The 23,165-nt window shown below is 49.8% G+C and carries 16 protein-coding genes and 1 tRNA gene; 5 read left to right on the plus strand and 12 right to left on the minus strand.

Translation table 11 applies throughout. The features are described 5' to 3' along the window. Positions 1 to 68 precede the first annotated feature (68 nt). Positions 69 to 1,568 carry a sigma-54-dependent transcriptional regulator gene (locus tag DDZ13_RS02230; RefSeq protein ID WP_110129855.1) on the plus strand — a complete coding sequence of 500 codons (1,500 nt, stop codon included), beginning with the start codon at positions 69 to 71 and terminating at the stop codon, positions 1,566 to 1,568. A gap of 168 nt (positions 1,569 to 1,736) precedes the next feature. Further along, positions 1,737 to 2,861, plus strand: coding sequence for a peptidylprolyl isomerase (locus DDZ13_RS15665; RefSeq protein WP_233246056.1), 1,125 nt, complete (start codon positions 1,737 to 1,739; stop codon positions 2,859 to 2,861). A gap of 53 nt (positions 2,862 to 2,914) precedes the next feature. On the opposite strand, the gene DDZ13_RS02240 is transcribed toward DDZ13_RS15665, so the two are convergent. From DDZ13_RS02240 to queC, 3 genes are read right to left on the minus strand one after another with little or no spacing between them, the layout of a single operon-like run. Beyond that, positions 2,915 to 3,583: a 7-carboxy-7-deazaguanine synthase QueE gene (locus DDZ13_RS02240; protein ID WP_110129788.1), complete on the minus strand. Its 669-nt coding sequence runs from the start codon at positions 3,581 to 3,583 to the stop codon at positions 2,915 to 2,917. A 25-nt stretch (positions 3,584 to 3,608) separates the two neighbouring features. Beyond that, positions 3,609 to 4,043, minus strand: a complete 435-nt coding sequence (locus DDZ13_RS02245) for a 6-pyruvoyl trahydropterin synthase family protein (protein ID WP_110129789.1) — start codon at positions 4,041 to 4,043, stop codon at positions 3,609 to 3,611. Positions 4,044 to 4,074: 31 nt separating this feature from the next. After that, positions 4,075 to 4,785: a 7-cyano-7-deazaguanine synthase QueC gene (gene queC / locus DDZ13_RS02250; RefSeq protein ID WP_110129790.1), complete on the minus strand. Its 711-nt coding sequence runs from the start codon at positions 4,783 to 4,785 to the stop codon at positions 4,075 to 4,077. Positions 4,786 to 4,938: 153 nt separating this feature from the next. On the opposite strand from queC, the gene DDZ13_RS02255 reads away from it, so the two are divergent. Further along, positions 4,939 to 5,013: transfer RNA gene (locus DDZ13_RS02255), tRNA-Arg, on the plus strand. A 179-nt stretch (positions 5,014 to 5,192) separates the two neighbouring features. Beyond that, positions 5,193 to 6,107: a calcium/sodium antiporter gene (locus tag DDZ13_RS02260; RefSeq protein WP_199221027.1), complete on the plus strand. Its 915-nt coding sequence runs from the start codon at positions 5,193 to 5,195 to the stop codon at positions 6,105 to 6,107. A 619-nt stretch (positions 6,108 to 6,726) separates the two neighbouring features. Here DDZ13_RS02260 and DDZ13_RS15890 read toward each other — a convergent pair. Beyond that, entirely contained in the window at positions 6,727 to 6,975 is a 249-nt protein-coding gene (locus DDZ13_RS15890; protein WP_110129792.1) for a DUF2188 domain-containing protein, read from the minus strand. Between the two features lie 119 nt (positions 6,976 to 7,094). Here DDZ13_RS15890 and DDZ13_RS02270 point away from each other — a divergent pair, with 119 nt between their 5' ends. Beyond that, complete coding sequence (locus DDZ13_RS02270; RefSeq protein ID WP_110129793.1) at positions 7,095 to 11,162, plus strand: HigA family addiction module antitoxin; 4,068 nt, start codon at positions 7,095 to 7,097, stop codon at positions 11,160 to 11,162. A gap of 41 nt (positions 11,163 to 11,203) precedes the next feature. Here DDZ13_RS02270 and DDZ13_RS02275 read toward each other — a convergent pair whose 3' ends face one another. The 8 genes from DDZ13_RS02275 to DDZ13_RS02305 are packed head-to-tail and all read right to left on the minus strand — an operon-like array spanning position 11,204 to position 23,164. Continuing rightward, the gene (locus tag DDZ13_RS02275) at positions 11,204 to 11,929 is read right to left on the minus strand and encodes a TatD family hydrolase (protein ID WP_110129794.1); all 726 of its coding nucleotides are present in this window, start codon (positions 11,927 to 11,929) and stop codon (positions 11,204 to 11,206) included. Continuing rightward, positions 11,923 to 13,260 (minus strand): Qat anti-phage system QueC-like protein QatC, encoded by a 1,338-nt coding sequence (gene qatC / locus DDZ13_RS15300; protein WP_146209203.1) that lies wholly within the window; start codon positions 13,258 to 13,260, stop codon positions 11,923 to 11,925. The genes DDZ13_RS02275 and qatC overlap by 7 nt, the downstream gene beginning before the upstream one ends. Further along, entirely contained in the window at positions 13,260 to 14,063 is an 804-nt protein-coding gene (locus DDZ13_RS02280) for a hypothetical protein (protein WP_110129795.1), read from the minus strand. The genes qatC and DDZ13_RS02280 overlap by 1 nt, the downstream gene beginning before the upstream one ends. A gap of 2 nt (positions 14,064 to 14,065) precedes the next feature. Then, positions 14,066 to 15,913 carry a KAP family P-loop NTPase fold protein gene (locus tag DDZ13_RS02285; protein ID WP_110129796.1) on the minus strand — a complete coding sequence of 616 codons (1,848 nt, stop codon included), beginning with the start codon at positions 15,911 to 15,913 and terminating at the stop codon, positions 14,066 to 14,068. Positions 15,914 to 15,939: 26 nt separating this feature from the next. Then, positions 15,940 to 18,009, minus strand: coding sequence for an AIPR family protein (locus DDZ13_RS02290; protein WP_110129797.1), 2,070 nt, complete (start codon positions 18,007 to 18,009; stop codon positions 15,940 to 15,942). Then, entirely contained in the window at positions 17,999 to 18,970 is a 972-nt protein-coding gene (locus tag DDZ13_RS02295) for a PD-(D/E)XK motif protein (protein WP_110129798.1), read from the minus strand. The genes DDZ13_RS02290 and DDZ13_RS02295 overlap by 11 nt, the downstream gene beginning before the upstream one ends. Next, positions 18,967 to 21,639 carry a Z1 domain-containing protein gene (locus DDZ13_RS02300; RefSeq protein WP_110129799.1) on the minus strand — a complete coding sequence of 891 codons (2,673 nt, stop codon included), beginning with the start codon at positions 21,637 to 21,639 and terminating at the stop codon, positions 18,967 to 18,969. The genes DDZ13_RS02295 and DDZ13_RS02300 overlap by 4 nt, the downstream gene beginning before the upstream one ends. Then, positions 21,632 to 23,164, minus strand: coding sequence for an ATP-binding protein (locus DDZ13_RS02305; protein WP_110129800.1), 1,533 nt, complete (start codon positions 23,162 to 23,164; stop codon positions 21,632 to 21,634). Before DDZ13_RS02305 ends, DDZ13_RS02300 begins: the two co-directional genes overlap by 8 nt. Between the last annotated feature and the right edge of the window lies 1 nt (position 23,165).

Genomic DNA, 23,165 nt, shown 5'->3' on the forward strand with positions numbered 1-23,165 from the left:
TCTTGGTGTCAGCATCACTCTTGCCTTATTGCAACAGCCCGCCAACCTACCGGCCCTTATTACACAATATGTCAGCAGCGCCATCCAAACCCAAGATCCTGGTAATCGACGACGACGATGACCTTCGCTATTCCTTGAAACGCGTCTTTTCAGGTAGGCAATACGAAGTCGTTGAGGCGAATAGCGCTGAGAAAGGCCTCGAGGTCGCGGAGAAGGAGAAGCCTGATGTGATCCTTCTTGATAATCGCATGGAGGGCATGAGTGGGATCGAGGCGCTGCAACATCTTCGCGGGATTAATCCCAATGCCATGATCATATTAATGACGGCTTACGGGACGACCCAGACGACGATTGAAGCGATGAAGTTCGGTGCGTTCGACTACATCATGAAGCCCTTTGATCTAAAGAAGATCCTTTCGATTACGGAAGCGGCGCTGGCGACATCGAGTGATTTGGATCGTGCCAACAAAGACGAGTCGAGCGGGGGCATCAGCCAGGAAGATGTCGATGGTGGGATTATCGGCAGCTCCGCCGCCATGCAGGACGTGTTCAAGATGATCGGGCAGGTGGCCGCCAGCGAAGTGACGGTCATGATCACCGGCGAGAGCGGCACGGGCAAAGAACTGATCGCACGTTCGATCTTTCAGAACAGTCTTCGTTCCCAGAAGCCCTACATAGCCGTCAACTGTGCGGCGATACCGGAAAACCTCATCGAAAGTGAGCTTTTTGGCCATGAGAAGGGTTCTTTTACCGGGGCGACCAGTCAGCGCATCGGTAAATTCGAACTATGCGATGGCGGCACGATTTTCCTCGATGAGATCGGGGATATGGCGCTGACCACTCAGACGAAGATTCTGCGGGCCCTGCAGGAAGGTGAAATCCAGAGGGTTGGGAGCAGCGAGACGATCAAGGTGGATGTCCGCATGCTCGCGGCGACCAATAAACCGCTCGAAGAAATGGTGGAGGAGAAAACCTTCCGCGAAGACCTTTATTACCGCCTGAATGTGGTGCGCATCCAGTTGCCGCCGTTACGGGAGCGCATGGAGGACGTGCCCCTGCTGATCGATTTTGCACTCAAGCGGCTCAAGCAGGATCGTAAGGCACACGTCAGTGCAGTCTCTCCGGAGGCGTTGGCTAGCTTGATGAAGTACACCTGGCCCGGCAATGTTCGTGAGTTAGAGAACATTATCTACCGGAGCGCGGTGATGGCTCAAAGCGATACGATCTTGATGAAGGATCTGCCCAGGGAGATTCTCTCTGCTGTCGGTGCCGATATGTCATCGCCAAAAATGCCCACTCCAAAAAAGGAAGCGGCAAAAGAGGCAGAGCTTGAAAGCAAAACCGCCGGGGAAGAAGTGCTGCTTGGGGCGCCGGAAGAGAATGCCTTCGATGGCGCTTATCGCCTTCTGCGCAGCGAGCAGGGGAATAATATTCTCGAGCATGCTGAACGGGAGCTGATTCGGCGCGCCCTCGAAGAGGTTGGCGGGAAGCAGGTAAAAGCTGCTGAAATACTGGGCATGACCCGGTCGACCCTTCGAAAGCGAATCGACCAATACGACCTGGGCTAGGAGAATTTCGTCGAAATCATTCAGCCGGCTATCAAAAAATGAGCGTTGGGCGAAGAGATATCATGCGGCCAATTGAACACTTTGACCTTCGGCATGTCTCCTCCAGTTGCGCAACACCTTGACCTTTGCGTGTGCGCAGTATGCTTCTCATTTAAACTTATCTTATTTATGAAAAATCCCAAAACCAATCGAATCATCCTCTGCGCGCTTTTTGCGACGGCGCCGTTTCTTTATGCAGAAGAAGCACCAGCCGCAGATAAATCTGTAGAAAATTCCGCGGAGAAATCCGTACCGCAGCTTTCTGAGCAGGAGCTCCACGAAATGCTGGGCTATCTGACCGCGTTGAGTGGCGGTGTCAGTTCGCTTCAGTTGGACGAGGCCGCTATTACTGAACTGGCTCGCGGCTTGCACAAAGCACTGTCCGGCGAGATTAGCATGGCTTCGCTCTCGCAGCCTGAAGTTCAGGCGGCGCTGGGTGAGGCTCAGGCGCGTGCCGAGGCGGTTCAACAATCGAGCGAAAAACTCCCCGGATTTTCGGAAGGCTCACTCGAAAAAATTGGTGTGGTTGTTTCGATGCAATCGGGCGTTCAGCAGCTTGGTTTCGGAGCGGACGAGGCTGACGCGATCCGGGATGGTTTCATCGAGGGCGCCAGCGCGAAGGAGATGGATCCGGAAATCGAGGCCAAGATGCCCGCTTTCCAGGCATTTATCCAAAGCCGGATGGAAAAAGCCCAGGCTGCCGTAGCGGCTCAGGAAGAGAAAGCCCGTGAGGCCGCGATGGCAGAATTTAAGAACGTCGCTGACGAGTGGAGTCAAAAGGACAACATCAATGTCGTCCTCGAAACCACGCAAGGTGATGTTGAAATCGAACTTTACCCCAAAGAAGCACCGCTAGCGGTGGCCAATTTCGTCGGTCATATTGAGAACGACTACTACGACGGTCTTATTTTCCACCGGGTCATTGATGGATTCATGATTCAAGGTGGCGACCCTCTGGGTAAGGGCACCGGTGGGGAGTCGATCTGGGGCAAGCCTTTCCCCGACGAGTTTAGCGATACGCTGCGCTTTGATGAGAAGGGTCTTCTTGCGATGGCCAACTCCGGGCCGATGACGAATGGAAGCCAGTTTTTTATCACCACCAGTAAGCCGAACTGGTTGAACGACAAGCATACCATTTTCGGTAAGGTGGTCGAAGGTTACGATAACGTGGAGAAAATCGAAAAGACCGAAACCGGCGCACAGGACAAGCCGGTTGAGGATCAGAAGATTGTTCAGGCTTACGTTAAAGAGTAGCGTCCGCTGAAAAAATTTTGCGAAAGGGTGAAGTCTGCGGGCTTCACCCTTTTTTAATAGCCCTTATTCGGGTCACCACCAAGTGGTGCCACTTGTGCGCTATTTGGATCCAGGAAATCCGCCTTGTAGGGTTTGTGCATCTGCCAGCCGGCACGGTAGGGTGCGCCGTGTGCCTTCACCCAATCGGTGATCGCATTCAATACCTCGCCGTTCTCTCGCTGTGACCATTCGGGGTGGAGCCAGACCGGTCGTTCTTTCGCGTTCAGTGGCTGTGTATATTCTTCAATCACCCCGGGTGAATCGACGATGATCTTGAATTCGTCGGCTTTGCTAAGATTTTCCGAAAGCGGCAGTTTCCATCGTTTTGGACTGAGGGTCACCCAGTCGAACTCGCCCTGAATGGGGAAAGCACCGCTCGTTTCGAGGTGGGCTTTGAGGCCGGCCTGATGCAAGGCAGCAACCAGAGGCTGGAGGTTGTGAATCGAGGGTTCGCCGCCCGTCACAATGACGAACTCTGCTTTGCTCGCGGCCGCCGCCGCGGCGAGTTCCTCCTCCGCGATACGGTTTATTCTGTCCGGAATGTAGTCCGGGTGCCAGGTGCCCGCCGAGTCGCACCAGGGGCAATGCACCGGGCAACCGAAGGTGCGAATGAAATAAGCAGCTCTCCCCGCATGAGTGCCTTCTCCTTGAAAGCTATAGAACTGTTCGTGAACCGGTAGCATGCGAATGTGTATAATAGCAGAATAATTATTCTCCTGCTGAATACTTCGCCGAATTCTTGGAGTCTTCTTCGACCTCGACCGAGGTAATCCATGCGCGGCCATTGGTCGCTTCCTGCACCATCGGGTTGAACACTTCGTAAAGATGTTGGGCGATGCCTTCGCAGGAACAGTTCGGGAGCACGTAGGCTTGAAACAGGTTCCCGTAGTTCTTGAGCAGCTTCTCTCTCTCCGGGTCGTTTTCGTTGAAGAGGCAGGCGTGGTCGAGATGCTTGGCAATCCACTTTTTGATATAACCAAGCTTGCCGAAATCCACGACGAAGCCGTTCGTATCCAATGCCTCGCAGGCAAAGGTCAGCGTAATCGTCCAGTTATGGCCGTGGATGAAGGCGCAGTGTCCGTCGTGCAAATGCTGACGATGGGCGAAGGGAATATCCCGGTAACTTTTCTTACAGGTGATCATCGGAAAGAAGTTAGAAGTCAGGAGATAGAAATTAGATTGAAATGAGTCGCCAATTGTTGGCGCGAAGTTCCTCAACCGTCGGTGCGTGGGCTTCGTAGATTGTCGGATCGTCGATCCCCGCCAAGTCGAAGGCCTCGCGCCGTTCGATACAGGTACCGCAGCGCCCGCAGTGTTTTTCGCCGCCTTTGTAGCAGGACCAGGTCTGCTCGAAGGGCACGCCCAGTGCAGCGCCGCGCCGTACGATGTCGGCCTTGGTCCAGTCGACAAAGGGGCGGCTGAGCTCGACCTGTTTCCAGTCGCACAGGGCCATGGCCTGGGCCATGGCGTCGGCAAATTCATTGCGACAATCCGGGTAGATGGCGTGATCGCCGCTGTGGGCGGCATAGGCCACTTGCTGCGCGCCGATGGAGAGAGCATGTCCGGTGGCCAGCGCGAGCAGGATCATATTCCGGTTCGGCACCACCGTGGTTTTCATGTTCTCCTCCGTGTAGTGTCCTTCGGCTACTGCGATATCCGGGGAGGTCAGGCTGCTTCCTGAGAGGAGCGATTGGATCGAAGACAGATCGGCAATTTTGTGCGATATGCCGAGTTCGTTGCAGATCGTTGCCGCAGACTTCAGCTCACAGCCATGACGCTGGCCGTAGTTGACGGAGAGCGCTCCTAAGTCGAGGCCTGCCTGATGCAGGTCGTACAGCAAAACGGTCGAATCGAGACCGCCGGAATAGATGACGAGAGTTTTCATGAATTCAGTGGTTGGCCGGACGGCGTGCCCTGGGAATTCGTTAGCAGGGCGCTAGGGCAGGGCACACTGCTCGACACTTGAACGGGTGCAAGGCAAATCCGCGCTTTTCGCGTTGACCTGTTCGGGGTGCTGACGAAGCTTCGACCGCTTAACGCTCCTGTAGTTCAATGGATAGAGCAGCGGTCTCCGAAGCCGCAAATCCGGGTTCGACTCCCGGCGGGAGCACCATGCTTCGCTCTTCGAGCTACGCATGGCGGAGCCAGGCAACAGGTCGAAGCTAGCGGAAGCATGCCCTGCATAGCCTGAAGGGCGACGCACGGGCAATTGGAGCGCGGAAGAGGACTCCTCTCGCCCTTGACTGCGGCTTGGCAGAGCAAGACATTCTGAGCAGGTATTAAATGATTATCATGATTTTAGGAATTTTATTCCTCTACCTGGGCGCGGAGTGCCTGGTACGGGGGAGTTCGCGGCTGGCCACACGGTTCGGAATACCGCCTCTGATCATCGGACTGACCGTCGTGGCCTTTGGGACCAGCTCCCCAGAGCTTTTGGTCAGCATTTCCGCCGTGGTTCAGGGGGCCAACGACGTGGCTGTCGGCAACGTGGTGGGCTCCAATATCTTTAATATCGCTGTTATCCTGGGGGTGACCGCCCTGATCAAGCCGCCGAGCGTCCATATTGACCTGATCCGGCGGGAGATTCCGGTGATGATACTGGTTTCCCTGCTGACTCTGGGCTTAGTCGGATTGGGCTATGTCTCGCGCCTGGCCGGTCTCAGCCTTTGTGCGGGCCTGGTCGTTTATCTCTGGCTGTCCATTCGGACAGCGAGAAAGGAGACGAAGGCCGCTGAATTCGATCTTCCTCTCAGTCCACGGATGCCGGTGTGGCTCTGCGCGATTTTGATTGTGGCCGGTCTCTCGGTTTTGGTCTTCGGGGCGCAGTTATTCCTGACCGGTGCGGTGAAGCTGGCGCGGGATTTCGGCTTTTCCGAGGCTGTCATCGGCCTCACCATCGTGGCTGCCGGCACCAGCCTTCCTGAGCTGGCCACGAGCGTGGTGGCGGCGATCAGGAAAGAGTCCGATGTCGCGATCGGGAATATCGTCGGGTCCAATATCTTCAACGTGCTCGGGATTCTCGGACTCACTTCGGCAATGCTTCCGATGGAGGTTGCGGGCATCGGCCTGAGGGACGCCGGGTTTATGCTGGGCTTCGCCGTGCTCATGCTGCCCTTCGCCTTTAGCCAGCGCACCATCTCGCGGACAGAGGGCGTCGTCTTCCTCTCAATCTACGGGGTCTACCTTTACCTTCTCTGGCCGGCTTGAACCGGACCACAGGAGGTGGCGAAGTGCGACAGCACGTAGATGGCGTAGCCCTGCAATCAGGGCGAGAGCACCCGCCACAAAAAAGCCCACGAGTGAATTACTAGCGGGCGGGAAAGAAAGTGAGCCGTCGGGGACTCGTTCCGAGCGGAGCGACAAGACCGGGTGCGGAGCAAACCGGACCACCGAAGGTGAGGGTCCCCCGAATGTGCAATAACCCAAAAAGAAGCCCTCGAGTCGAAAACTTGCGGGCTGGGAAGAAAGTAGGCCGTCGGGGACTCGAACCCCGAACCAATTGATTAAAAGTCAACGTAGGCCATTTTACGGATTCATAAAGTGTTGATATACAACGGCTCGATCTTTCGGAAAATCCAATTTTTCAAAAAAAGTGGCTATAAAAGTGGCTATACAAAATTTGATGTACCTAACGTATTTTAGGTGTTGATTTTCGCTTCTTTTTAATCTCTAAATTCAAGGATTCGTTAAGCCACTTCAGTTGGTTGAATCCCAGCTCTTTCAAAGATCCTATCGTAGTATCATGATGAGCCAGAAGTTCTTGGATGATGAGGTGCTGATGCGAAAAATTGCTAAAGCATCTGTTTAATTTTTTGCCAGTGATGATTTAATGTTCTGTATCTTTGATGGAGGAGGGGTCGTTGCCGGGAGCAATTGTGTCCTTACTGCGAATACGTCCGTCTAGTCCCATAGTTGTCAACTCACCGCCTCCTTGGTTTTTAAGGTTTTGGCGAGCAGCTTGCTCCGCTTCTCGTTGAGTTTTGTGGACCGAAGACGCTCGATCTGAATCGTTCCGCTTGTTCCTCCACCTGCCGTCATCTCCTTTATATACTGATCTATCTTGTGGTTTAGTCATATTTTTACCTTTCCCTATGTATAATCATTAATTGCTGCCAAATTACCGTATTGCTTTATGTATTTCATTAAAATACAAATAAAATTGAAAAATGTATTGTGTAGCGCGACAATAACAAAATGCCTACGAAATCAGAAAATTTGCACCCCGGAATTTACATAAAAGAGTCTCTTTGGCCTGAGAATCTGACAGTGACTGACGCAGCTGAACGTATGCAGGTAGGCCGACCAGCCCTATCCAATCTTCTAAATGGCAATTCATCGCTGTCATTAGAAATGGCCGTTCGCCTGGAAATATTACTTGGGCGCAACGTGGTAACGCATCAGCAGTTATTAAAAATGCAGAGTGAGTTCGACCAAGGACAAATAGAAGATATCAGCTCTTTTACCGGGGTTAGGGCGTACGTAGAGAGTCCATCCTTAATTCGAGCTACGCATCTTGAGGACTGGTTTCGGGCTAGCGTTGATAGACGGAGTAAATTCCCGGCATTTTTGAGGCATCTAGTCTACACAACGGGTATCCAACTTATTAAAGTTGATTTTCCGGCTTACGATGAATCCCAGAGGCATGGGTGGGATGGAGAAATTGAAGCTGGTAAAGCCAATCCCTGGATTCCTGAAGGTTATTCAGGATGGGAATTCGGCACGACCGAGGATTACGAAAAGAAGGTTAATGACGACTACAATAACAGGCTCAAATTAACGGCCAAGGAGAGGAAAAACATCACGTTTGTTTTTGTTACTCCGTTTCGATGGGCAGGAGCTAAGAAATGGGCCGAATCGAAACGCAAAACTAAACAATGGAAAGATGTGCGCGTTTATGATGCAAACGCATTAGAGCAGTGGCTTGAGCAATCCATTGCAACACAGGCTTGGATTGGTGAGCAAATGGGAACTCATTTGCCCGATATCTCTACATTAGAGGACGAGTGGCGAAAGTGGGTTTGCGACACAAAACTTTCCACCGACTTATACTCAGAAGCTGTAGAGATGTGTTCGGGTAAGCTTAGTGAGTGGTTGGAAGAATCACCAGACAAGCCGTTTAGAATTGAAGCAAGGTCAATAGAAGAGGGGTTATCATTTTTATACGCCTTACTCGAATCTATGGGCGATGGATATAATCAAAAAGGTATTGTGGCTCGCTCACCTGAAGCTGTCAGTAAGCTTAAACCTCGAACTTTGGCGAACTTCATTCCAGTTCTATGCAGCTCAGCGGAAAAGGTTATCAGCGACCTGAGCACTAAGCAGCACACTTTTGTTATAGGACAAACTGGAACCACCTCTGCAGTATCTTCTTTCTCTTTAAAGCGTCCCACGCACGAGCCACTAAAGAAGGCCCTAGTAACCGCAGGCATAGATAGCCTTGATGCAGATGATCTCATACGCAAATCAGGCCGTTCACCTACAATTTTGCGCAGATTGCTAACTGAAAATCCTGCAATCAAAGTCCCAAGCTGGGAAGATTCTAAATCAGTAAGCTCCAACCTTCCTATGTTTGCCTTGATTGGAAAATGGAATGCATCATGTGATGCCGACAGAGAAATCTTACGCTATCTATATCAGGCGGATGACTACGACACCATAGAGCAAACGTTCAACCAGATATTATCATTACCCGACAGTCCTTTGTGGAGAGTGTCGAGTAGTTGTGGTGTAGTTTCAAAAATTGACGCTCTATTTGCGGTAAGAGATTCAGTCACAGAAGGCCAGATTAAGAATTTTTTCTTTATCGCAGAGCTTGTTCTATCAGAGGAAGACCCCTCATTAGATTTGCCCGAAGAGGACAGATGGATGGCTGCAGTATATAAAAAAGTAAGGCAGCATTCAGATCCCATCAGAAAGAGCATATGTGACACATTAGTTTTATTATCTGTAGTCGGAGAGGAGTTTTTTGGAGAAAGGCTTAGCCTAAATGTTCAGGGCCAAATTAATCATTTAATATCACGGCTATTAGAACCTTTCGATGAAGCCAAATGGTTAAATCACAATGACCATTTACCCGAGTTTGCCGAAGCCGCACCGGACATGTTCTTAGAAATTCTTGATGAGGACTTAAAGAGTGATAACCCAAAATTATTTTCGATCATGCAACCGGTCAATGGAGGTATCACAGGAGGAAGATGCTACCGGACTGGCTTGCTGTGGGGTCTGGAAGCAATAGCATGGAGACCCGATCGCTTGATTCACGTCACAAAGGTCTTGGCTGAGCTATCTAAGATCGAACTTGATGATAACTGGTTGAATAAGCCGATTAATTCACTCAAAGGAATACTATGTTCTTGGATGCCCCAAACTGCTGCCAAACTGGAAGAACGAACAAAGGTTCTAAAATACTTATGCAAAAAGTATCCACTTATTGGTTGGGAGCTATGCATCGAGCAGTTTACCCCCGGCACTCGAATGGGTGATTATTCCTATCGCCCTCACTGGAGAGAGGATGCTAAGGGTGTTGGTGAACCACTGAAGGATGGAAGAGAACGTATAGAGTTTGAAATTGCTGCCGTTGAGCTAGCATTAAACTGGCCTGTTCACTCAGCGCAAACACTGGGTGATCTGATTGAAAGACTTCAAGTTTTAGGGGATGATTACAGAACAAGAGTCTGGGAGAAAGTTACTGCTTGGATTAGCTCTTCTCCAAGCGAAGAAGGAAAGGCAGAACTTAGAGAGAGAATCCGGAGATACGCGCTTACACGACGGGGAGTTAAACATTTACAGAAAGAGCTCAGAAATGAGGCTAAACATGCATATAAAGCTCTAGAACCTAGGGATTTGCTTATTAAACATAGCTGGCTGTTTAAAGATCATTGGTTGGTTGAAAGTATTGAGGAGATCGAGGAAGAAATTGATTACGATGAGCGAGAAAAGCGGGTTAGGGCCCTTAGAGTTGAAGCTCTTAAAGAGGTGTATCTTGAATTAGGGCAAGATGGTCTAACTAAGCTTATTTCAGATAGCGGGGCCACTTATCTGGTTGGTAGATTATTGCCGGGGGCTATTCTTGATCAACCTACTAGTCTATCCCTGCTTGTTGAGTTAATCCAGAAGCTGGAGACCGACCCTGATTATAAGCAGTGCATACAAGGCATTCTAGAGACTGCTCTGTATTTGGATTGGGAAGATTTCATGCCAGCAGCAATCAACCGGATGAGAGAGTTGCATTTTGATGATTCACTAATCGAAACGTTAATAGGGCTATGCCCATTCAATCCAAAAGCTTGGGGAATTATTGAGGATTTAGGCGATGAAACAAAATGCAAATATTGGAAGAGAGTTAGCCCGTGCTGGGTTGGCGATGATAAAAAGGTCGTGGATAAACTAGTCAAAGAACTACTTAATGTTGGTCGACCAAGTGCCATAATCCAAGTTGTCCATCATCGCTGGGAGCATTTGAGTTCTAGAAACATCCAGAAGACACTCAAATCATATGCCTCGACGAATGAGGAAGCCTCCTACAAGCCTCAAGAGTATGAAATTCTTAGCGCATTAAAGCTACTTCACTCTAGGGCAGATCTAAGCTTAGATGACCTTGCGGCTCTTGAATTCCAGTTTTTAGGAGCCCTCAGGTATAGTGAATACGAATTCCCTAATCTAGGTGAACATATCAGTCGGTCGCCTGAATTCTTTTCACAGGTTATAGCTTTACAATACAAGCGAGCAGAGGGTAAGGCAGATCCAGATGGCTTCTTTCTGCATAAGCTAGATAACCGCGAGGACTTAGCTCACGCAGCATACACATTGCTTGGCAATATAAAGAAAGTTCCAGGCACGATGCCATCAGGGGAAATTCATCAAGAACGTTTACTTGAGTGGATTACGGAAACTCGAAAAATCTGTTCTGATTACGGACGACTTGTTGTAGCCGATCATCATATCGGACGATTGCTAACTCATGCTCCGCATGGCTCTGACGGAGTTTGGCCGTGTGAACCGGTTCGAGAAGTACTGGAAGAGGTAGCTGCCAAGGAAATCGCGGCTGGCATTAAACTTGGATTTATGAACTCAAAGGGTGTTCGTGAAGTCGTTGCTGGGATGAAGGAGGATTGTGAAGAGTCAGAAAAGTTTATGCAGTGGTCTCATGAAATTGCTTTTGAACACCCTTACGTCTCTAAATTACTTAAAGATATAGCGGAAGATTACCTAAGCACTGCAAACTCATGGGAGAAACGTCGGAGGTTAGATGACTTTGAATAGTCTGAAGAAGGCCAACTGTTTAGACATAGACATCTAATGCTTTAGTTCTTTGAAGCCCTCTTAAAGTTTTCTTCTAGTATGTAATCAACCTCGCCCAAGCCTAGCTGGTGCTTGACTGCAATCGCTTGATAAACGTCCATTACCCCAAGTGGAGCGCATGGCTTACGGTTACGCTTCGCATATGGGCCATCCGACTCAGCTAGTAGATGGGGGAGTGGAACAATTTCTAGTATTCTTTTGCCCTTTTGGGTGTCTAACATTGCAGGGTTGATCGAAATGAAATGCCCAGCAGACACTATATCTTCCAAAACTCGGATGCCACCTGAATACCAGTGGAAGCAAGCCCTGCTTATATCATGATGTTGTAGCCCTTCCAAAACTTCTTTCTCCGCCCCTCGACTGTGCAGCGTAATGAACGAGGGTGATTCCCGTAACGCGCTCAATACATAGTCAAAGACCTCTTCCTGCTGTTGATGCGTGGGCGATCCTGCTTTCGAAAAGTCCAATCCTATCTCCCCAATATATTTAGTCTGGCCTGCATATTTCCTAAAGGTTCTCAACTCTGTAGGATTCGAAGTGGCACTGAGCGGATGAAAGCCAAGGGCAGGAAACACATGCTCAGAATTCGCAAGGTGCGGAAGAGCCATTTCATAATGACTTGGAAGGTTTGTCACAGCGATAACTTTAATGTTGGCTGACTCACACTCATTGACAAGGGCTTCAGGGGCCGGGAAGCGGTCGATATGACAATGGGTATCAATCAACATCGGGGGACTCCTCTCAGGATTTGTGGAGTTCCAACTGCATGCATCCAAGCTAGTACCTCTTGTCTCATTCTCTTTACCAGATCCACGTATTCAGGAAGCTTCTCAAATGGCAATCGGCCATTCCCAAGTAGCCTTGCGGCGATCTCACGGTCACTTAGAGGCTTTTTGGCAAAAGCAATAAGAGCTAGCGGATCATCTGGAAGCTCTAAAGGATTGTTGAAGCGCTCAAAACGCCGGCCATAGTTTTGGTTATCCCAGCCATTGACGTGGAGCGAGGCACGTCGGAATAAACATGGTACACATATTCCGCACGATCCCGCAGATCGGTTGTCCCATGAACTCGTATGCCCAAACTTCGAACAAGACCGACTTACGGGATATGCAGATTGGAGAAGTGGCTGGTTCAGGCATCCTGCTACCATCTCTCCTTTTGTCTTAAGTTCGTAGGGATTCGAGACAGGCGTAGTTATACCGACGGCGGCAAACACTTCATTTAGTTTACCTATGAAGTATGGATGCACCGTCCGTGTGCTACAAGATCCACGTCGAGCAGGCGTTAAAGGAAAGTTCAACGCAATTGGACCGTTCTCAGGGATCAATACTGGTGTATTGGCTCCCAAGATTTCTGCATAATAGCAGCCCAGTGCTAAGAATACTAGGGATCGACTACGGAAATTTGTGTCTGAACTGCCACTTGATAATCCCAGTCGATTTTGTGCCAGTTGGAACCGGTTGGGATACTCAGACTGTAGCAGCTCCTTTAAGGAATTCTGATCTTTTTTAGGACCACCGACATCTTTGTCGTAATGCCCGGAGAGCATGACTCTTCCATCTCCATTCGTTTCCAACCAATCAATTGCTCCAATAAGGGAATCCAATCCTCCGGAAAAGAGACAAACGGCATCTCCCGTTGGAAGTGTAAATCGAGTCCGACGGCGCCGAGGCTTCCTTTGAATCAATCGCATCGGAGTCTGTGAAAAAGAAATATCCCATTTGTCCCCGGTCAGAAATTCCACACATTCTTCCAGTAGTTTCGAGGCAGACGACCAATGAACAAGGTTATGTATGGGAATCTCAATTGAAATATCCCTAGACCACCGATCATCCTGAAGTTTTCTGGAAACAGCTTTATCAGCAGCATAGATACAGGAAGCAATAGTAAGGAAGTCTTGAGCAAGGTCGGGGGTAGACCGAGAAACTTTTAATATAGATGTTCCATCGACATCCATGACAGCTGTTTTCGCTCCTCCATTGATATCCAGGAACATCCCGGCGCATTCTTTCTTACGGTTGGGATTTGCATCCACTTTTACTGTAATCTCGGTTCGCATCACTCATCCCCTCCAAATAGATCCAACGTATCGGAAACGATACCATCGACTACGTCCGCTCCTTCTTGGCCGTTCCAAGCGACGGATGATAGGTTACGCGTAGATTCAAAATCGGAAACTCTCGCATCAATATAGTCACGTATTTGCCCACACATACTTTCGGCTGCCTCAAACCCGTGAGTATTAAGGACACCCTGATAGCCTACCGACTTAAACACTTGGTAGATATAGTGCCCCATTAGCTCATGAAGCACTCCATTGATGTCAGAGGACGCCTCTTCAAAATTCGCACTTAAGTCCTCAAAGGAATCCTGGCCTTCGGACCACTCCATCATCATGTCGATCAAAGCATCCCGCAGGATGTTGTCGTCAATTAAGCTAGCTGGTTCGTAAAGAATATCCGCCAGTTCTAGCGCTATCTCGTATGGGCTTTTATCTGATAGATCCGTAAGTCCGTGATCCGCTAACGCTTGTTCAAAGCCCTTCTGTTGGACCTCGGAAAGGAAGCTTCCGACACCTCGCGCAACATTGCGAATGGATCCACCTGAAGCACGGGTCGATCGTCCTACACCGGTTCCACCTCTTGACCCGCCGCCGCCAGATCCACCGGCACCACCGGATCCACCACCACCTGATGGGCTACCAAAGCCCAAAGAAGACTCTTTCGCCATCTGGCTGACCAAGGTGGAGATTAATGATGCAGCCTTTTCGGGCGTAACAAAGCCTTCACCGCCTGCCTGTGTTACCTGCTTCTTCGCGTCTTTCCAATTAGGTGATGCGCTATAGTTGGTTGAGGTTCCCATAATTACTTAATAGCTTTAGCGAAGGATTGTTCGAATTTGCTCTTATCTGAATGGCATTGAGCAGCGAATGTTTTAGCCCACTTCCCCAGAGGCGTTCTTTTCTTTGATTCAGTTGCAAGCGTAACCCCTAAGGCTGGAGATAAATCGTTCTTTGGAAGACGCTCGATGAGTGCAGCAAAAGATGGAGTATAATCCGGGTTTGTCTCAACGATGCCGATCAATGCCTTGAATGCTTGCATCTCTCCTGGCCGTTGCTGAGCATGATTTACCAGGAGGTTAAACAATATTTCCAGCTCATCAGATTGCAGTTTAGCAATTTGCTTCCGGCCTTCAGTGTCACCAAGTTTACTAAGTAGCAACTTAAGGGTGCTCCTGACGACCGTCGGAACCATTACAGTTGAACTCATTGTTGACCGGAGGCGGTCTCGAGACACCCACATGTAATTCCTAAGATCTACGTCCTTAAGCTTCGGTTCGTATGATAGCCACCCAACATACGGTTTCCATTCTGGAGGAAGGTCTTCCATTTTTCCGCTCTTTGTTACTATCTCTTCATAGTCAGCGACAAACGGCACAGTTCCACTCTCGCCATTCATGCCTTTGAAGAGTGATTGAAATAACTTCGGAGCGGCATATTCAAGAAGCATTAGCTTTACCAAAACTTCATCCACAACATCTTCAAGCTTCGCTACCTCAGCCAACTTTCTTCTTAGGAAGAACGCATTCAAAAATCGCTTAACTTGGCGAGGGTTCCCTTGTAAAACGTCTGTAATCTGTTCCGCGATTCGTGAGCCAATTTGCATGGATTCTGCGAGCTCCGGCGAGCAATCACCTCCCATAATTTCCAAGACTTGAGTCTGTGCGAAAGCCTGATGCCTATCTGTGGCTCGTTGATTTTCTGAAGCCTCCAATACCTGTGAAAACCGCTTCTCAGGCATGTGCCTCTTACAAAAAAGAAGCGTTAAGTAAGTCTCAATCTCTGATGGGGACAGCTTGGGCAGACTATATGGAATCTGTATAAGTTTCTCTAGGTAATCTTCGACGAGGCGTTCACTTCCATCGGTCGAATCAAAATCCAATTTTGGCAGTGTCTCACGATATCGCCATGCCACGGCTTGACTAATAATACGGCGATCTGCTCCTATCACGAATGCAGTATTCGGTACATTTAAAAACAGTTTAATGGCTTCAAGGTTTTCAATGATGCGCTCGGGTGAGCAACGATCCAGATCATCAATGATAACAACCAATGTTTGAATATCACTTGATTCAAGCATCTCGGAAAAATCATCCCGAAACTGCCTAATATCGGATAGAACCTCGTCTGCCTCAGGCTCTCCCTCGCCGGAGGTGGATTCTTTAGCAGCGTCCAAAGCTTTATCACCTGCTCCTCTGAATGCACCACTCATAATAGCAGGAGCTGCTGCTAAACCAAACCCGCCAGTCGCAGCGGCAACTCCGCCTGCGACAGCACCCGAAAGCAGAATCTTCGCCCCTCGCATGTAATCCACGCGCTTGAGAAGCTTCACTGCACTCTCTTTAAGCTGAGATCCGAATGTTTCATGGTCCCGAAGCGAAGTCAGAATAGAGCTAAGCAATGCTGCTTTTGCATCGTCATAGCCTTCAAAGAGCCAGCCGTTGAAATATAAAGTAGCTATCCCATTTTCCTTTTCTTGCGCTTCTAAATCAGCATTCAGCATTTGCATGATGCTTGATTTTCCTCCGCCCCAATCACCAAAGACACCTATCGTCACTGGAAGGACAGTGGAATCGAGGATTAATTCACGAATCAAATCCGAGTGAATGCGGAATCCGAAGAGATCTTCTGCTGTTTCATTATCTGACCACATGATGCATATACTTTCTATCTCTACTCTTATCCCACATAGAACCCTTCACTTTTCGCCCGTTCCTCTGCTTTGACTAAAATGGCGGCCTGCTTGTCAGATGGAATTTTACGGGGAATCGAGCAGGCTGTGTTCAGAATACCCATCTCTTTGGGGCTCAGCTTCCGGTTGGCATGATTCCATTCACGGAGTTGCTCCCAGTGTGCCGCGCCTTTTTCGACGACGTAGGTCTGGGCGTGAATGGAATCCTGGATGACCTGAGTGCGGGTGCCTTCTTTTTCCCGCTCTTTGCTTTGTTCGTGGCCGATCAAGAAAGCTTTGACCTCAGGATACAGAGTAATGGAGGTTTCTCTGATCTTGTCCCAGCACAGTTCCTTTTTCGCCCACTCACTGACATTAGAGGTGGTGCCTTCAGGCGGGTTGTTGAGCATTTCATTCACTGTCTCGGCAATATCCCCAAGTTGATTCTGAATGGCATCCGGGAGTTTTTGTTTCTCCCAGACGGCAAGGAAATCGATGTGAAGCCCTGTTTCCCTTACCATAGAGGCAAACTTTGCAAGGGTGTAGGTGACAATATTGGCCTTGTATCCCCCATACCAAGGCATGCGGAACACTAGTCGGTCGAGGTCTTTAAAGAAGATGGCTTTGGCAATCGCCTGCTTGAACCAGATCTCGTTGAATTCACGACCATCATGCTTATCCCAGACCTTCGAGATTCGCCCCACCAGCCCTTTCGTTCTGGGCGTGCCTGAGAAGGCCTTTTGTGCACCCAAACTGACTTCATGGGGTGCTTCGTCGAAGGACACGATAAATTTGGCCAGGTCGGTTTTGGTGAACATCTGCTTGCGAGGATTCTGGGCCAGAAATTTTTTCTTCTCCGCCGGGGTCATGTTCGCCTGCTGGTTGGCGTATTGACCTCTTGCACGTTCGTAGAACCAATGAGTTTGCTGCACGGCTCCTTCAGGCGAGGGGGCCCAGAGGCGGCGTGAAAACTCCTCAATGCGAAGGTGGAAGGGGTGGTTCGAGAAGAAGTCAGCAGCATTCACCCGGTTCTGTGTATTGGAATACTCGGATATCCTCGGAACCACATCCTCAACAAGCTCTGGTTCAATGACCGACAGCTTAATCTGGACATAGACTTTACTCAGGTCGGCCTTCTCTTTCTTGTTTGCTGTAAAAATTGAGGCGGTGGTCTGGCCGCCATTGACCACCTGCAAGTTCTTCACTTTCAGTAGTCGGGTATTCTCTGGATCGGTTTCGACCGCTTCGGCTGTGGCGGAGAGTCCGTTGTTATAGGAGAAGAACATGCTGGGTTCGTTCACAATCGTGTTACGAATGCCCTTGTTGATCTTGCCACGGAATTGGAGGAATGTCCGAACATTCTGCTCAAGAAGGCGTTCTCCATAGTCACGGTAGAGGTCTGAAAGAATCTGCCCCGGCATGACCAGAAGGTAAGACTTCAGGGAGTCTTCACCCGTGTAAGCAGGAAGACAGGGCACGCCTTCCCCGTTCACTGCCGTAAAGTCGATTTCGATGTCCTCGCGAGACTTGCCCGAGGTTTCGCTCCGGAAAATCCGTCCAAAGTCCCAGACCTCATAGGACGTATTGATTCCACCGGCTTTATCTGTTGGCAGTTCAGCGACCCTGGTGCTCAGTTGAGCGTTGGAGACCACGATGAGGTTTATCTTCTCTATTTCCGCTTTTGACTCCTGGATCATCCATGCCAGCGATGCAACGGGATCGGATTCTTCCAACGAAGCACTGAATTTGGGTTTGAGAGCGGCGTCGAAAAAATTTCGCAATCTCTTGAAGGCATTCCCCAAATCGGTGTTCGTCAACGACTCCAGCTTGTTGCCGTCCCGAAAGTCTCGAAGAATAAGCGTCAGGCAGGATAACTCGTCGTCGTAAGACCATGCATCGACAGCCTGTCCTCTGGAGGTGATTTTGTGCTCGGTCAGATCATAACCGGAGATGATTCCCTCGTCTTCAAGCAGGCTGCACATGTGTTCAAGAAATATTGAGCGCGTAAAATTCGTTTCCGCGCCGGCACGGGCATGGATATCTTGGGTGAAGTCTGCAAAAAAATCTTCAGCTTTCATTATTTTCCTCCCACCAGTCGGGTGTGGCTGCGAACGAAGAGCAGCTTTCTAGTCTCAGAGTGAACGAAAGGCGCTCGATACCATCCGGGATCGAAGCCATTTCGATTCTGGGGAAGCCATCAACGATTTCATAGCATTTGAGTGCGATCCGCATGAAAAACTGCTCATCATACTCTTCGCGTGTCGTGTAACCTGCCATAAACAGAAGATCTTCGAAGCGCTCGCGTGTATTTTCCGATTCGGCCTGGAGGTTGGAACGGATTACTGCCACGAGTCCATTCAAAGTAAAAGCTTCGGGATCGCCCGGATCAGCACTGGCAATGGTATAAACTGCGAGAAATCCTCTAGGCAATTGCGGGACCAGTTGTTCTGCTGAAGTAACTCTCACTGAGGGCTTGGAGCCTCCCGACTGGCATTTCACCTCTACCGCTGTGTCATGCACAGCAAAATCCTGAGGGGCATCCTCCGGGCCTTTCCAGAAGCTGACCGCATCCGACCAGGAAAAAGACTTGGCGACCTTGTCTGTCAGGAAAAGCAGCTCACCGATGAGCCCTTTAATAGCTTCATTCGAAAGTATGCCCGAGCGCTCGCGCTTGAGGAATTCCTGCCAGCGTGAAAGACGCCGAAGGAAGATCACGCTGCCGTGCTCATCCTTGTCTATACTGGAAGTGGCCCGCACAAGGTCTTCACAGAGTGAGTGGAAAAGTTCCCAGTTAACCGTGTCGTTCAGGATGAGAACGAGTTTGGTGTCGGACGCGCTGAAAGCCACTACGACTGATATTCCAGCGAGCTTTGGCAGCGACTTTCGGTCAGGAATCATACCGGGTGGACTTTCGTAAATAAACAGGTATCTGCCCTGTGTATCACGCCCCCAGTAGAGGCGGAGAGGGTGGGATTCGCCGACAAGTCTGACATTAAAGTCGATGTCGGGTTTCTCGATTTCGTGCCAGGGGTTCTTCATAGCGAATTTTCTTCCTCCTCATCAAGAGTGTCTCCGTAGGCGTTCTTCCAGTAGGGAATGTTAACGATATACTCCACCAGTTTCTGGGGGCGACGTGAGTCCGCTGATCCGGGAAAGCTCAAACCGTAGCCAACAACAAAATCCTTCTCAATACCTTCGACCCGCAGGGGGTGAATAATCAGCAGTGGCTTCTTTCCCGGAGCTTCGCGGTATAGGCGCGGATTGATCGTTTTTCCCTTATTGGCGTTCTTGATCGCTTCGATCTCTTCCGCGGGCAGACCTGCAGTCTCGTCGATGGATTCACCCATTCGCGCCTTCTTTTTGAATGACACGAAAGTCTTTTCTAGTTGAGCCATTTTTTCTGAACGATAAGCTCCAGTTCCGGTCAGGCCATTTCCAAAGGGCAGTTTGCCATCATCCGGTTTAGGAGCGAGGGTTCTGAGCAAAACATAGCCATGCGGATATTCGCTCTGCAAGGAATTCAACTGCTCGATCAATGGTTTGGGGTAGAAGGTATAGAACGATTCCGGGTGGTTGTTGAAGTTTTCAATGTAGCTGGCTAGTTGATCCAGATTGACCCCAGACCATAAGTGTCCGATCGGGGTGCGTTCGTATGTGATGTCGCCATCTCCCTGCATCGAGGTGATGAACGAATCTGTGAGTTTAATGTTTTCCTCTATTATCTCTTCATTCGAGGCGAGGGCGGTTGTTTCAATCAAACGGCCATCCAATGAAATCTTATGAGGGACTTGAATGCCTTTCCTCATCTTGTTACGGGCGGTAACTATGAGTGCCGTCGGATGGCTCCTGACTCGAAGGCCGAAGTCCACGGGTGTAAGTTTGAGCTTCTCCATCGCCCGGAAGTCTTCTCGGAGCTCTTCGGTAGCCTCTGCGATATGGCTATACCAGGATTCGGCCTGACCTGTCATGAAGATGCGGCAGAGGTCGGCGTATCCATCCCGATAGCCAAACCAGCGCCCCATCTGCATCAAGGTGTCATACATGACGGAATTTCTCAGGAAATAGCTGACAAGCAGTCCCTCGAGGGTAAGACCCCGGGACAGCCCGAGTCCGCCAACCGCGATTACAGTTCTGCCATCAGGATAGTCAGTCGAGCTGTAGTCCAGGACGTCCTGCGAAGCACTGTTCACACTGATCACTCTGGCTGGATCAATTGAATCTTTCAGTGCGCCCTGGATGTCCTCCCAGGAAAAACCGGAGTCTTCGAATTCCAACTCCCATGTCTGGTGAAGATGTCGGATTTCCTCGTTTCTGATTGCTTCTTCTGTTGGTAGTGAGGCGTAGTTGCCGATTGCACTGCGGAGGGCTTTGACTCGTTCGAGTATTAATCCCTTCAGTTCGTCTTGTACTCGGGTGAAACGGCTGGCGTTTACCATCATGGAGTGGTGCTTCCCGTGTTGGCCCCGGAGGAGACGGACTGCTTTGGCGATAAAAAAGCATTCGATCGCTCTATGAAGAGAATCTGGAAGGATCTCAGGCGTGAAATCTATCTTATGCTTTATATGAAGGACATCCTCGTTGTCGTCGATTTCACGAATGCAATCCAGATCTCCCTCGCTTCTGAAAATTCGATGAGGCCCCACGTAGTTGTCGGGAGGGTCGAGGCTGAGGATGAAATCGCGAGGAAACAGATCTTTGTAAAGATCACCATTCTTCATTTCATCTTCGCTGTCGGGGTCGATGAAGATATTTGCGAAGGGTGTCGCAGTGTAGCCGACAAATGAACTTTTATCGAATATCGAGAGCAGGTCGCGGATCGCCCGGTTGATGGCGGTTGGACTTTTGTCGTCTTTATTGGTGTTGATCGAGGCATGATCAGCTTCGTCATCAATCAGTAGCATCGACTTGTCCCGCAGGTTGTGCCGATTATGCTCCAGCAGCCACTTATGCAGATTCTCCAGGGTCGATTTGTTTTTTTTCAGGACAAAAAGCACGGGTTCATTTACGGCATCAAGCTTCATGCCAAAGCTGTTTGCAGTCTGCTTTTTAAAGTCCTCGACGCTGGTCGTGAAGTAAATGGGCGTGCGGGATTTATCAAAACGAGATGCCCCGACGTGGTCCTTTAGCCGTGTACAATACCCCATAAAGTCGGTGTCCAATCGTTCCTGGGTTTGGTTGCGGAGAGAATTGAGAAGGCCCGCCAGCACGATAATAACCTGATAACCGGCATCCGCAGCTTTGCAGACTACTCCCGCATAGTTCGCCGTCTTACCTGACTGGACATGACCGACAACGAGACCCCTGCGTGCCCAGCCCCCCTCTTTTGCGGGATCCTCCAGCCGATCTAAAATTTTATCCGTGATTTCATCAAGACTTCTGACGACCTTCGGTGGAAAGCTTTTCGTTGTGAGGAGATGCTTGCGATAGCGCTCCCAGTAATACCATTCAATATCGCCCTGACGTTGCTCAAGCCATGGCTTATAGTCTTCAGACTCAAAGAGTGCGCCGATCTCCATTCGGTAGACAAACTGCGACTTTATGTGACGCAGAACTTCTTCGAGCTCGGCTTCGGTATATTCAATCCCATCGACAATTTGAAGATGCAAGGCGTTTGCTTTCGTGTATTTGACGATCGCTTCCTCGTCGGGGGAGGCGTGTTTCTGCAGGTCGAGCATGACCCGGTCGATGAGCATGGACGCTTTATTCATCTTGGAATTCCTCTGTTACTAATCCTTCTATAATCGACGCGGAGGCTCCGGGAATCTCTGTAGCCAGCAATTTGGCCCTTATTTCTTCGACGGGGAGTCCGCAGTTTCGAAATGCCTGTATCAGCTCCCGACATAGTTCCACTGCCGCAGATTCCTCCAGTTCGCCGAGTGAAATTTCTAATTCGTCATTGGCCTTATCCGTGTAAAAGACATCCGTTGGAAAACTCTGAGCGATAACATTAAATACCCTTTCGATTCGACTTCTCGTATTTGGTGGAAGTGCTTCGAGTGGATCGTTCAGGAGGGGATGATTCAGGTTTATCGAATAGCTGATTTTTCCCTCGCTGATCTCACGGTTCCAGATAGGAACCACATTGCGATTGATGATCTTGGCGGCCTTTCTTTTGTAGACCTGCTTCCCTGCGCCGGAGATTCGTTGGATGATGTTCTTCAACTGCTTCCTGACAATCTCGGGAGGAGTAACCTGCGACTTGTCCACATTGATTGCCCAGATGTGGTCGAGGCTGTTCGGAATGTCGATGCGCACGCGAATCAGCTTGTTCAGTTCTTCCTTCTTCATGAGGCGAAACCATGTTGCCTTCACGATGAGTCGACGATTGCGGTAAACGTAAAACCCTTGATTCTGTAGATAACCGCCTTCGCCGGCATATCGGTCGTATTCTGCTCGGCTGACCTTGTTCTGATGGGGAAGAACATAAGGCTGCACTTCGATCGGTTGACCGTTTACAGTAACTTTCTCGACTGGTAATTCCTGACGAGCAGGGATGTTTGGACCAAATGGATTGAAAGCGGTCAGTTGGGAGTTGTTGAAGTCGATACGCACTGGCTTCTGTCCCGGGGCAGGGGAAATGAACCGGTGGAATACGGTTTCAAGGTGCTCTCGGGTCTGATTCATCATTTCACTGAATTTTCTCTCGCTGTCGATGCGCTCCGTGCCTGCCAGCATTGCATCCATACTCCGCCAGATAACAGCAGTGCCAGAGCTTAGGTCTTCGAGGAAGTCAGCGCAAAGTTGTGAAAGCAGCTTGTCGTCCCGTTGTTCTTGGGCACTCAATACTTTCAACATCCAGTCGTCAGATTCAGCGGCTGCCAGATAATCGAGGTCCCATTCGCATGCAGAGATGGAAGAATCGTATTTAGAGCAGACTGTCAGTCGACGGCATTGAGATATGGAAGCGGTCTTCAGGCCTAAACCGAACCGGCCAAGGTCGTGCTTCTCCCGCTCAAGGAGCGGCGACTGGGTTCCGAAGCGCATGGCCTCTCTCAGCCTTTCCTCACTCATGCCGCAGCCATTGTCCATCACGGCGACCCAAGGCTTACCATCAGACCACAGAAAGCGGACGGAAACATTTGAAGCTCCTGCGCTGATGCTGTTGTCGATAATATCGGCTAGTGCCGTTTCTACGGTATAACCAATGCTTCTCAGTGACTCGACCAGCGCTGCAGGGGAGGGTGATAACGAGATCACCTTTGTTTTTCCGATGCTGGGGGCGGTAGAGTCCATG

It is taken from the genome of Coraliomargarita sinensis (assembly GCF_003185655.1).
Taxonomy (GTDB): domain Bacteria; phylum Verrucomicrobiota; class Verrucomicrobiia; order Opitutales; family Coraliomargaritaceae; genus Coraliomargarita_B; species Coraliomargarita_B sinensis.

Coding starts and splice junctions, on each gene's coding strand:
- DDZ13_RS02230 (WP_110129855.1), top strand. CDS start 69: ATGTCAGCAGCGCCATCCAAACCCAAGATCCTGGTAATCGACGACGAC.
- DDZ13_RS15665 (WP_233246056.1), top strand. CDS start 1,737: ATGAAAAATCCCAAAACCAATCGAATCATCCTCTGCGCGCTTTTTGCG.
- DDZ13_RS02240 (WP_110129788.1), bottom strand. CDS start 3,583: ATGCTACCGGTTCACGAACAGTTCTATAGCTTTCAAGGAGAAGGCACT.
- DDZ13_RS02245 (WP_110129789.1), bottom strand. CDS start 4,043: ATGATCACCTGTAAGAAAAGTTACCGGGATATTCCCTTCGCCCATCGT.
- queC (WP_110129790.1), bottom strand. CDS start 4,785: ATGAAAACTCTCGTCATCTATTCCGGCGGTCTCGATTCGACCGTTTTG.
- DDZ13_RS02260 (WP_199221027.1), top strand. CDS start 5,193: ATGATTTTAGGAATTTTATTCCTCTACCTGGGCGCGGAGTGCCTGGTA.
- DDZ13_RS15890 (WP_110129792.1), bottom strand. CDS start 6,975: ATGACTAAACCACAAGATAGATCAGTATATAAAGGAGATGACGGCAGG.
- DDZ13_RS02270 (WP_110129793.1), top strand. CDS start 7,095: ATGCCTACGAAATCAGAAAATTTGCACCCCGGAATTTACATAAAAGAG.
- DDZ13_RS02275 (WP_110129794.1), bottom strand. CDS start 11,929: ATGTTGATTGATACCCATTGTCATATCGACCGCTTCCCGGCCCCTGAA.
- qatC (WP_146209203.1), bottom strand. CDS start 13,260: ATGCGAACCGAGATTACAGTAAAAGTGGATGCAAATCCCAACCGTAAG.
- DDZ13_RS02280 (WP_110129795.1), bottom strand. CDS start 14,063: ATGGGAACCTCAACCAACTATAGCGCATCACCTAATTGGAAAGACGCG.
- DDZ13_RS02285 (WP_110129796.1), bottom strand. CDS start 15,913: ATGTGGTCAGATAATGAAACAGCAGAAGATCTCTTCGGATTCCGCATT.
- DDZ13_RS02290 (WP_110129797.1), bottom strand. CDS start 18,009: ATGAAAGCTGAAGATTTTTTTGCAGACTTCACCCAAGATATCCATGCC.
- DDZ13_RS02295 (WP_110129798.1), bottom strand. CDS start 18,970: ATGAAGAACCCCTGGCACGAAATCGAGAAACCCGACATCGACTTTAAT.
- DDZ13_RS02300 (WP_110129799.1), bottom strand. CDS start 21,639: ATGAATAAAGCGTCCATGCTCATCGACCGGGTCATGCTCGACCTGCAG.
- DDZ13_RS02305 (WP_110129800.1), bottom strand. CDS start 23,164: ATGGACTCTACCGCCCCCAGCATCGGAAAAACAAAGGTGATCTCGTTA.